This window comes from Micrococcus sp. HMSC31B01 (assembly GCF_001816085.1).
In the GTDB taxonomy this organism is placed as follows: Bacteria; Actinomycetota; Actinomycetes; order Actinomycetales; family Micrococcaceae; genus Micrococcus; species Micrococcus luteus.
On record NZ_KV825027.1, the window covers coordinates 1 to 10777 of the forward strand.

General features: G+C 71.6%; 10 protein-coding genes and 1 pseudogene. 8 read left to right on the forward strand and 3 right to left on the reverse strand.

Annotated features, from left to right (window positions below):
• From HMPREF3105_RS03925 to nrdR, 5 genes and pseudogenes are all read left to right on the forward strand, one after another.
• Positions 1–340, forward strand: a pseudogene (locus tag HMPREF3105_RS03925) (cell division protein); the annotation flags it as partial.
• Positions 341–396: 56 nt separating this feature from the next.
• Positions 397–867: a signal peptidase II gene (lspA, locus tag HMPREF3105_RS03930; RefSeq protein WP_036314214.1), complete on the forward strand. Its 471-nt coding sequence runs from the start codon at positions 397–399 to the stop codon at positions 865–867.
• Positions 868–871: 4 nt separating this feature from the next.
• Positions 872–1834: an RluA family pseudouridine synthase gene (locus HMPREF3105_RS03935; RefSeq protein ID WP_070708813.1), complete on the forward strand. Its 963-nt coding sequence runs from the start codon at positions 872–874 to the stop codon at positions 1832–1834.
• A gap of 107 nt (positions 1835–1941) precedes the next feature.
• The gene (gene dnaE, locus HMPREF3105_RS03940; protein WP_070708814.1) at positions 1942–5538 is read left to right on the forward strand and encodes a DNA polymerase III subunit alpha; all 3597 of its coding nucleotides are present in this window, start codon (positions 1942–1944) and stop codon (positions 5536–5538) included.
• A 43-nt stretch (positions 5539–5581) separates the two neighbouring features.
• A complete protein-coding gene (gene nrdR / locus HMPREF3105_RS03945) occupies positions 5582–6076 on the forward strand; it encodes a transcriptional regulator NrdR (protein ID WP_002855838.1) in 495 nt (164 codons plus the stop codon).
• 158 nt (positions 6077–6234) lie between these two features.
• Here the strand turns inward: nrdR and ppgK are convergent, their stop codons facing one another.
• Together ppgK and map are read right to left on the reverse strand one after the other, a co-directional pair.
• The gene (gene ppgK / locus HMPREF3105_RS03950) at positions 6235–7059 is read right to left on the reverse strand and encodes a polyphosphate--glucose phosphotransferase (RefSeq protein WP_036339941.1); all 825 of its coding nucleotides are present in this window, start codon (positions 7057–7059) and stop codon (positions 6235–6237) included.
• 21 nt (positions 7060–7080) lie between these two features.
• Positions 7081–8025 (reverse strand): type I methionyl aminopeptidase, encoded by a 945-nt coding sequence (gene map, locus HMPREF3105_RS03955; protein WP_082836650.1) that lies wholly within the window; start codon positions 8023–8025, stop codon positions 7081–7083.
• Between the two features lie 36 nt (positions 8026–8061).
• Between map and HMPREF3105_RS03960 the strand changes: the two genes are divergently transcribed.
• Positions 8062–8274, forward strand: coding sequence for an SPOR domain-containing protein (locus HMPREF3105_RS03960; RefSeq protein ID WP_036340724.1), 213 nt, complete (start codon positions 8062–8064; stop codon positions 8272–8274).
• A gap of 68 nt (positions 8275–8342) precedes the next feature.
• Here HMPREF3105_RS03960 and panB read toward each other — a convergent pair whose 3' ends face one another.
• Positions 8343–9206 (reverse strand): 3-methyl-2-oxobutanoate hydroxymethyltransferase, encoded by an 864-nt coding sequence (gene panB, locus HMPREF3105_RS03965; RefSeq protein WP_070708815.1) that lies wholly within the window; start codon positions 9204–9206, stop codon positions 8343–8345.
• 36 nt (positions 9207–9242) lie between these two features.
• Here panB and glnA point away from each other — a divergent pair, with 36 nt between their 5' ends.
• Positions 9243–10583 carry a type I glutamate--ammonia ligase gene (gene glnA / locus HMPREF3105_RS03970; protein WP_070708816.1) on the forward strand — a complete coding sequence of 447 codons (1341 nt, stop codon included), beginning with the start codon at positions 9243–9245 and terminating at the stop codon, positions 10581–10583.
• 10 nt (positions 10584–10593) lie between these two features.
• Positions 10594–10777: hypothetical protein (locus tag HMPREF3105_RS03975; RefSeq protein WP_141762423.1), on the forward strand; the 184-nt coding region annotated here is incomplete at its 3' end.

Below are 10777 nucleotides of genomic sequence, written 5' to 3' on the forward strand. Positions count from 1 at the left end.
CGCCCCCGAGTCCGCCGACGCGGCCGCGACCTCCGCCGCCGGCGTCCTGGCCATGGCCCAGCGTCTGCACGACGAGCACGTCGCCGCAGGCGAGCAGCGCAGCACCGAGCTCGTCGCCGAGGCCGAGGCCACCGCGGCCCGGCTCGTCAGCGACGCCGAGGAGCAGAAGGCCCGCACCCTCGAGGCCCTGGCCGAGGAGAAGGCCGGCCTGGAGGGCGAGGTCGAACAGCTGCGCAGCTTCGAGACCGACTACCGCAGCCGCCTCACCTCCTACATCGAGGGCCAGCTGCGCGAGATCCGCGCCCAGAAGCGCGTCGAGCCCCCCACGCCCACGGCGTGAGCCGAGCCGTCGACGCCACGTCGGCCCCGCGATCCCCTCGCGCGGGCCGGCGAGCCATGCTCACCGCCCTCATCGTGGCGGTGCTGGCCTACGCCCTCGACCAGCTGACCAAGTACGCGGTCGAGAGCACGATGCAGCTGGGGGACTCCGTCGCGGTGATCCCCGGGGTGCTGCGCTGGCACTACATCCTGAACCCGGGCGCGGCGTTCTCCATCGGCGAGGACCACACCTGGGTGTTCACCATCATCCAAGCCGTGGTGGCGGTGGCCGCCCTCGTCGGGATCGCCCGCGTGCGCTCGACGCCGTGGGCCCTGGCGCTGGGCGGGCTCGCCGGCGGCGTGCTCGGCAACCTCACGGACCGGCTGTTCCGGCCCCCGGCGTTCGGGCGCGGCCACGTGGTCGACATGATCTCCGTGCCGCACTTCGCGATCTTCAACGTGGCGGACTCGTTCATCGTCTGCTCCGTCATCGGCGTCGCCCTGCTCGTGATGACCGGCCGCCGCCTGGACGGCACACGGGAGGCGTGAGGACATGGGCATGAGACCGGGACTCACCGAGCGGCTCGAGGTCACCGAAGCCGAGGCGGGCCGACGGGTCGACGCGGTGCTCGCCGACGCGTTCGGCGTCTCCCGCTCGCTGCTGGCGGACTGGTTCTCCCGGGGCCTGGTGCGGGCCGAGTCGCGCTCCGGCCGCAGGGACCGCGTCCTGGCCAAGTCCGCGAAGGCCGTGGCGGGGGAGACCCTCGCCGTCGACGTCCCCGACGACCCCGACCCCCTGGAAGTGAGGGCAGAGCGCGTGGACGCGCTGAGCATCCTGTACGAGGACGAGGACCTGGTGGCCGTGGACAAGCCCACCGGCGTGGCCGCGCACCCCTCGCCCGGCTGGGTCGGGCCCACCGTGGTGGGCGCCCTGGCCGCCCTCGGCTACGACATCACCACCTCGGGCGCCCCCGAGCGCCAGGGGATCGTGCACCGGCTCGACGTCGGCACCACCGGGGTCATGGTCGTGGCCAAGACCGAGCGCGCCTACATGGCCATGAAGGACCAGTTCCGCGAGCGCGTGCCGGAGAAGGTCTACCACGCCGTGGTCCAGGGCATCCCGGACCCGCTGAGCGGCACCGTGGACGCGCCCATCGGGCGGCATCCCGGCCACCACTGGAAGTTCGCGGTGCTCGACGACGGCCGGCCGTCCGTGACCCACTACGAGACGCTCGAGGTGTTCGGCCGGGCCACCCTGCTCGAGGTCCACCTGGAGACCGGGCGCACCCACCAGATCCGCGTGCACACCTCGGCGCTGCGCCACCCGTGCGTCGGCGACCTCACGTACGGGGCGGATCCGCGACTGGCGGCCGAGCTCGGGCTGACCCGCCAGTGGCTGCACGCCCACCGGCTGGCGTTCCCGCACCCGGTCACGGGGGAGCCGGTGACGATCACCTCCCCGTACCCGGACGACCTCGCCCACGCCCTGGCGGCGCTGCGCGGCGACCAGGACTGAGCCGGCACCGTCGACGTGACCCCCGTCCGGGTCCGGCCCCGCCGCCCGGGCACCACGAGTAGGCTGGTGCGGCCCCGCCGTCCTCCCCGTCGAAAGGCCCACCCCGCATGACCGTGTCCGCCGACGCCCGCGCCGACGCCGTGAAGGACGGCGGCTTCGTCCACCTGCACACGCACACCGAGTACTCCATGCTCGACGGCGCCGCGAAGCTGGACGACCTGTTCGCCGAGGCCCAGCGGCTGGGCATGGACTCGCTGGCCATCACGGACCACGGCTACCTCTTCGGCGCCTACGACTTCTGGTCCAAGGCGAAGGCGGCGGGAGTCAAGCCGATCATCGGGCTCGAGGCCTACGTGGCCCCCGGGCAGCAGCACCGCACGGACAAGGAGAAGACCCGCTGGGGCGAGCCCCACCAGCGGGGGGACGACGTGTCCGGCGGCGGTGCGTACACGCACATGACGCTGCTGAGCGAGACCACCGAGGGGATGCACAACCTGTTCCGGATGGGCTCGATCGCCTCGCTGGACTCGGTGTACGCCAAGTGGCCGCGGCTGGACCGGGAGCTGCTGAGCCAGTACTCGAAGGGCCTGATCGCCACCACGGGCTGCCCCTCCGGCGAGGTGCAGACGCGCCTGCGCCTGGGCCAGTACCGGGAGGCGATGCAGGCGGCCTCGGACTTCCGGGACATCTTCGGCAAGGACAACTACTACTGCGAGATCATGCACCACGGCCTCGACATCGAGCGCCGGGTGATGACGGACCTGCGCCGGCTCGCCAAGGACCTGGGCCTGCCGTTCGTGGCCACGAACGACCTGCACTACACCCACGAGCACGACGCCAAGGCGCACGAGGCGCTGCTGGCCCTGCAGTCGGGCTCGAAGCTCAACGAGCCCAGCTACGACCAGGGCGGCTCCCGCTTCGCGTTCTCCGGCACCGAGTACTACCTGAAGTCTCCGCGGCAGATGCGCGAGCTGTTCGCGGAGCTGCCCGAGGCCTGCGACAACACGCTGCTCATCGCCGAGCGGTGCGAGGTCGAGTTCGACACGAAGGCCAACTACATGCCGGTCTTCCCCACGCCGGAGGGCGAGGACGAGACCAGCTGGCTCATCAAGGAGGTCGCCTCCGGTCTGGCCTACCGCTACCCGGACGGCGTGCCGGACCACGTGCGCAAGCAGGCGGACTACGAGCTGGACGTCATCATCTCGATGGGCTTCCCCGGGTACTTCCTCGTCGTGGCCGACTTCATCAACTGGGCGAAGGAGAACGGCATCCGGGTGGGCCCGGGCCGTGGCTCGGGCGCCGGATCGATGGTGGCGTACGCGCTGCGCATCACGGACCTGGACCCGCTCAAGCACGGGCTGATCTTCGAGCGGTTCCTCAACCCGGACCGCGTGTCCATGCCCGACTTCGACGTCGACTTCGACGACCGCCGTCGCTCCGAGGTGATCGACTACGTCACCCGCAAGTACGGCGACGAGCGCGTCACCATGATCGTCACGTACGGCACCATCAAGACCAAGCAGGCCCTGAAGGACTCGGCCCGCGTGATGGACCAGCCGTTCTCGATGGGCGAGTCCCTCACCAAGGCGCTGCCGCCGGCGGTGATGGCCAAGGACATCCCGCTCAAGGACATCGAGGACCCCGCGGCCCCGCGCTACGGGGAGGCCGCGCCCTTCCGCGAGCTGATCGCCACGGACCCGGTGGCGAAGGAGGTCTTCGAGACCGCCAAGGGCCTCGAGGGCCTGAAGCGGCAGTGGGGCGTGCACGCGGCCGGCGTGATCATGTCCTCGGTGCCGGTGATCGACGTCATCCCGATCATGCGCCGCCTGCAGGACGGCCAGGTCATCACGCAGTTCGACTACCCGATGGCGGAGTCCCTGGGCCTGATCAAGATGGACTTCCTGGGGCTGCGCAACCTCACGATCATCTCGGACGCGCTCGAGAACGTGAAGGCGAACCAGGGCGTGGACCTGGACCTGGAGACCCTCGACGTGGACGACCCGGCGGCCTACGAGCTGCTGGCCCGCGGTGACACCCTCGGCGTGTTCCAGCTCGACGGCGGGCCCATGCGCTCGCTGCTGAAGATGATGCGCCCGGACAACTTCGAGGACATCTCGGCGACCATCGCCCTGTACCGCCCCGGCCCCATGGGCGCGAACTCGCACACCAACTACGCGCTGCGCAAGAACGGGCAGCAGGAGATCACCCCGATCCACCCGGAGCTGGAGGAGCCGCTGCGGGAGATCCTGGACACCACCTACGGCCTGATCGTGTATCAGGAGCAGGTCATGGCGATCGCCCAGAAGGTGGCGGGCTACTCGCTCGGCCAGGCCGACATCCTGCGCCGCGCGATGGGCAAGAAGAAGAAGTCGGAGCTGGACAAGCAGTACGAGGCGTTCCACCAGGGCATGCTGGACCGCGGCTACTCGGAGGCCGCGGTGAAGGCCCTGTGGGACATCCTGCTGCCCTTCTCGGACTACGCGTTCAACAAGGCGCACTCGGCCGCCTACGGCCTGGTCTCCTACTGGACGGCCTACCTCAAGGCGCACTACCCGGCGGAGTACATGGCGGCGCTGCTCACCTCGGTGGGCGACGACAAGGACAAGCTGGCCATGTACCTCAACGAGTGCCGCCACATGGGCATCACGGTGCTGCCCCCGGACGTGAACGAGTCCCACCTGACCTTCACCCCCGTCGGCCGGGACATCCGCTTCGGCATGGGCGCCGTCCGCAACGTGGGCGCCAACGTGGTCAAGGGCATGGTCCAGGCGCGCGAGGACAAGGGCTCGTACACGGGCTTCGGCGACTTCCTGGCGAAGGTGCCGCTCGTGGTGTGCAACAAGCGCACCATCGAGTCCATGATCAAGGCCGGCGCCTTCGACTCCCTCGGCTACGCCCGCCGCGCCCTGCTGGCCGTGCACGAGGAGGCCGTGGACGCCACCGTGGCGCAGAAGCGCAAGGAGGATCACGGCGAGTTCACCTTCGACCTGTTCGCGCTCGGCGGCGGCGACGAGGACGACTCCGACGCCGCGGACGGCGTCGCCGTCCCGGACCTGCCGGAGTGGGCGAAGAAGGAGAAGCTCGCGTTCGAGCGCGAGATGCTGGGCCTGTACGTGTCCGACCATCCGCTGCAGGGCCTCGACGGCGTCCTGGCCCAGCACGCCGACGTCCAGATCACCCGCGTGCTCGACGACGACGGGCCCGCCGACGGCGCGATCGTCACCATCGCGGGCCTGATCACCACGCTCGAGCGCCGCATCGCCAAGTCCTCGGGCAACGCGTACGCGCGCTGCGAGATCGAGGACCTCGGCGGCTCGATGGACGTCATGTTCTTCGGCCAGGTGTATGCGCCCATCGCGATGATGCTGGCCGAGGACCTCGTCGTCGCCGTCAAGGGCAGGGTGCAGCGCCGGGACGACGGGTCGGTGTCCCTGTCGGCGATGGAGCTGACCATCCCGGAGCTCTCGGACGGCCCCGGCGGCCCCGTGCGGATCACGCTGCCCGCGTTCAAGGCCACGGAGCAGGTCATGGGCCAGCTGGCGGACGTGCTGCGCACCCACGAGGGCTCCTCGGAGGTGCGGCTGTCCCTGGTGGGCCAGCGTGCCACGCAGGAGTTCCAGCTGGGCCCGCAGTTCCGGGTGAGCCCGAACCCGGCGCTGTTCGGGGACCTCAAGATCCTGCTGGGTCCGGCCTGCCTCGGCTGAGCGGACGTAGCATGGGAGTGCCCCGCCCAGGAGGAGAGAGCTGATGCACTGCCCGTTCTGCCGTCATGAGGACTCGCGCGTGGTGGATTCACGCTCCCTCGACGACGGCTCCGCCATCCGTCGGCGTCGGCAGTGTCAGGCCTGCGGCAAGCGGTTCACCACCATGGAGACCACCGCCCTGACCGTCGTCAAGCGCTCCGGGGTGGCGGAGCCGTTCGACCGCTCCAAGGTGATCAACGGCGTCCGGAAGGCGTGCCAGGGGCGGCCGGTGACGAGCGACGACCTGGCCATGCTCGCCCAGGAGGTCGAGGAGACGGTCCGTGCCACGGGCAACGCCGAGGTGGACGCCCACGACGTCGGCCTGGCCATCCTCGATCCGCTGCGCCGTCTCGACCAGGTGGCCTTCCTGCGCTTCGCCTCCGTCTACCGGGACTTCGAGTCCCTCGACGACTTCGAGGAGGCCATCGCGGAGCTCCGGGCCGGTGACGGGGACGACCGCGGCCGTCCCGCCGTGCAGCCGCGGCTGTTCACCCGCTGACCTGGGCCGATGCGACGGCGCGGCCGGGATCGACGCTGCAGTGGTGCGCACGGCCTCCAGGCGCTACAGTGATCCCCGGGTCGACCTCGGTCGGCCCGGCAAGACTGCCGAGGGCGGTTCCGGAGGGGAAGCCGGAACCGCCCTCGGTGTCTGCGCCCTCAGTTGCCGTCGGCGAGCGACCCGTGCGCGGCCAGGGCGGCGCCCACGATGCCCGCGTTGTTCTGCAGCTGGGCCGGGACGATCGGGGTGCGCAGGCGCAGCAGCGGCAGGTAGTCGTCCGGCCGCTTGGAGATGCCGCCGCCGACGATGAACAGGTCCGGCGAGAAGATCCGCTCCACGTGGGAGAAGAAGCGCTGCAGTCGCTCGGCGTACTCGGCCCAGCTGAGCTGATCGCGCTCCCGGGCCTTCGCGGAGGCCCGCGACTCGGCCATCACGCCGTCGAGCTCCAGGGAGCCGACCTCGAAGTTCGGGACGAGCACGCCGTCGTGGATCATCGCGCCGCCGATGCCGGTGCCGAGGGTGATCACGTGCACCAGGCCGCGCACGCCCCGCCCGGCCCCGTAGCGGGCCTCCGCGAGGCCGGCCGCGTCGGCGTCGTTGACCACGGTCACGGGGCGGCGCAGGTGCTCCTCGAACCTGCCGCGCAGGTCCGTGCCGATCCACGAGTGGTCGATGTTGTTCGCGGACAGGCACACCCCGTCCTTGACGATCGAGGGGAAGCACACACCCAGCGGGGCGGAGGGCTTCGGCGCCTTCTCGCGCCCGTCGAGCTCGGCGGTGATGGCCGCCAGGGTCGCCGCCACGGGCTCGGGCATGGCCGGCTGCGGCGTGGGGATGCGGAAGCGGTCCCCGCGCAGGGTGCCCGCCTTCGGCCCCGACCCGAGGCGGACCAGGCCGCCCTTCATGCCGGTCCCCCCGACGTCGATGCCGATCGTCGTGGGGTATTTGGAGGAGCGCTGGGCGGTGCTGGTGTGCGTCGTCACGGCCCCCAGCTTAGTGCCGGGTCACGGCAGCGTGAGAATCTCCGCGCCGTCGTCCGTGACCACGATCGTGTGCTCGAACTGCGCGGTGCGACGGCGGTCGCGGGTCACCACGGTCCAGCCGTCGTCCCACTGGTCCCACTCGATCGTGCCGAGGGTGAGCATCGGCTCGATGGTGAACACCATGCCGGGCACGAGCAGGCGGTCGTGGGCCGGGGCCGCGTCGTAGTGGGGGATCACGAGGCCGGAGTGGAAGTCCACGCCCACGCCGTGGCCGATGAAGTCGCGCACCACGCCGTAGCCGAAGCGCTTGGCGTAGGACTCGATGGCGCGGCCGATCACGTTGACCTGACGGCCGGGCTTCACGGCGCGGATGCCGCGGCGCAGGGCCTCCTCGGTGCGCTCGACGAGCAGCCGGGACTCCTCGTCCACGTCGCCGACCAGGTAGGTGCGGTTGTGGTCCCCGTGGACGCCGTCCAGGTACGCGGTGATGTCCAGGTTGACGATGTCCCCGTCCTCCAGGACGGTGCCGTCCGGGATGCCGTGGCAGATGACCTCGTTGATCGAGGTGCAGATGGACCGCGGGAAGCCGCGGTAGCCCAGGCAGGACGGGTAGGCGCCGCGCTCCACGAGGAAGGCGTGCGCGATCCGGTCCAGCTCGTCCGTGGTGACGCCCGGGCGGATGTGGGCGGCGGTGTGCTCCATGGCCTGCGCGGCCAGGCGGCCGGCGGCGCGGATCCGCTCGATGCCGGCGGCGTCGTAGACGTCCGAGGCGTTGCCCTCGTCCGGGGTGGCCTTGCCGACGTACTCGGGGCGCGGGATCGCGGCCGGCACGGGCGGGGCGGGGGACGGGGCCCCGGGCGTCAGAGTGCCGACGGGGGCGAGCGACCCGGGCTCCGGTGCGGTGGGGCCCGCGGGGCGGGGACCGTTGTGGCTGGACGGGACGGCGGGGTTCTGACGCTGGGACATGTCCTCCAGCCTATCGGCCCGGCTATTGTGGCCCCCATGACCGAGACGAGCGAGTTCTGGTACAACGTCAACACGCATCAGGTGGAGGTGGGCGCCCAGTCGGACTGGTCCCAGCTGCTGGGCCCGTTCGGCACCCGTGAGGAGGCCCAGGCCGCGATGGACCGCGTGCGGGCGAACAACGAGGCCGCCGACGCGGAGGACGCGCGCGACGACGACTGGGACAGCCGTCCCGTCGATGACGCCTCCTGACCGCGGCACCGGACGACACCGGGCCCCCGTCCTGAGGGACGGGGGCCCGGTCGTCTCAGGGGGCGGGTTCAGCCCTCGAAGCCGTGCTCCGGGGCCGGGAACGCGCCGTCGAGCACGTCCGCGCGATAGGCCCGGACCGCCTCACCCACGACCTCGTGCAGGCGGGCGTACTGACGGACGAACCGGGGCACCCGGCCCTCGCGCAGGCCGAGCATGTCCTGCCACACGAGCACCTGGCCCGTGGTGCCCGGGCCCGCGCCGATGCCCACGGTGGGCACCCGCAGCGCGGCGTCGACGGCGGCGGCGACGTCCGAGGGGACCATCTCCATCAGGACGGCGAACGCCCCCGCGGCCTCGAGGGCCCGGGCCGACGCCGTCATCCGCTCGGCCGCCCCCGCGCCGCGGCCCTGCACCCGGTAGCCGCCGAGCACGTGCTCGGACTGCGGGGTGAAGCCGATGTGGGCCATGACCGCGACGCCGGCTGCCGTCATCGCGGCCACGTGCTCGGCGAAGCGCTCGTCGCCCTCCACCTTGACGGCGTGCGCGCCGGACTCCTTCACGAGGCGCACGGCCGACTCGACGGCCTGCCGCGGGGAGGCCTCGTACGAGCCGAAGGGCAGGTCCGCGACCACGAGGGCACGCTCGGCACCGCGCACCACGGCCTGGGTGAACAGGATCATCTGGTCCAGGGTGACCGGCAGGGTGGTGGGATGGCCCAGCACGGTGTTGCCCACCGAGTCGCCCACGAGCAGCACCTCGACGCCGGCCTCGTCGAACAGGGCCGCCGTCATCGCGTCGTAGGTGGTGAGCATCGCGAAGCGCCGGCCCTCGTCCTTGGCCCGCTGCAGGTGGACCGTCCGGTACCGGGACGGGGCGGGCGGCCCGTAGGGGGCGGTGTCGTCAGGCTGCCGGGGGGACTGGGGAGCAGACATGGGCCGGAGTCTACGCGGCGCGTCTAGAGTGGCGGCATGGATCGACAGCAGGACTACGTGCTCCGCACCATCGAGGACCGGGACGTCAGGTTCGTCCGGCTCTGGTTCACGGACGTGATCGGTACGCTGAAGTCGGTGGCCCTGTCTCCGGCCGAGGTGGAGAACGCCTTCACGGAGGGCCTGGGCTTCGACGGCTCCTCGATCGACGGATACACCCGCATCTCGGAGTCGGACATGCTGCTGCAGCCCGATCCCTCGACCTTCCAGATCCTGCCCTGGCGCGGCGACCAGGGACAGAGCTCCCGGATGTTCTGCGACGTGCTCACCCCGGACGGCCGCCCCGCCCCCGCCGACCCGCGGCACGTGCTGCGCCGCGTGCTGGACCGGGCCGCGGACCAGGGCTTCACGTGCTTCACCCACCCGGAGATCGAGTTCTACCTCCTGCAGTCGGACCAGCCCGGCCCGGACGGGGAGCCGGTGCCCGTGGACCGCGCGGGCTACTTCGACAACGTGCCCGGCTCCGACGCGGCCGACTTCCGCCGCGACGCCGTCAGCCTCCTCGAGGGCATGGGCATCTCCGTCGAGTTCAGCCACCACGAGAACGGCCCCGGCCAGAACGAGATCGACCTGCGCGCGGCGGACGCGCTCACGACGGCGGACAACGTGATGACCTTCCGGACCGTCGTCAAGGAGGTCGCCGCCGCCCAGGGCACGTACGCCACGTTCATGCCCAAGCCGTTCTCCGAGCACCCCGGCTCGGGCATGCACACCCACATCTCCCTCTTCGAGGGCGACTCCAACGCCTTCTACGACCCCGCGGACGAGTTCCGGCTCTCCGTGACGGGCCGCCGGTTCATCGCGGGCCTGCTGCGCCACTCCGTGGAGATCAGCGCCGTCACCCACCAGTTCGTGAACTCCTACAAGCGCCTGTGGGGCGGCGGCGAGGCGCCCTCGTACGTCTCCTGGGGCCACAACAACCGTTCCGCGCTCGTGCGCGTGCCCCTGTACAAGCCGGACAAGGCCGGCTCGGCCCGCATCGAGTACCGCGGCATCGACGCCTCGGCCAACCCGTACCTGGCCTACGCCCTGCTGATCGCGGCCGGGCTCAAGGGCATCGAGGAGGGCTACGAGCTGCCCGAGTCCGCCGCCGAGGACGTCAGCGCGCTGACCACCCACGAGCGGCGCGTGCTCGGCCACGTCCCCCTGCCCGGCACCCTGCACGACGCCCTGCGCGCCGCCGAGGAGTCCGAGTTCGTGGCATCCGTGCTGGGCGAGCACGTCTTCGACGCCCTGCTGCGCAACAAGCGCCAGGAATGGGACGACTACCGGGTGGAGGTCACGCCGTACGAGCTGCGGCGCTACCTCTCCGGCCTCTGAGGCGCCGGCCGTGTCCGCCCTGCCCGACGCGGCGACCGCCGACGCCCCGGACCGCCGCACCCTCGCGCACGCCGGCGTCGCCGACGCCGGCCGCGTGCAGACGCTGCTCACCTCGCCCGAGTTCGAGGGCGTGGACGTGCGTCCCCTCGTCGAGCTCCTCGGCCACGCCGCCGATCCCGACCGGGCCCTGCTGC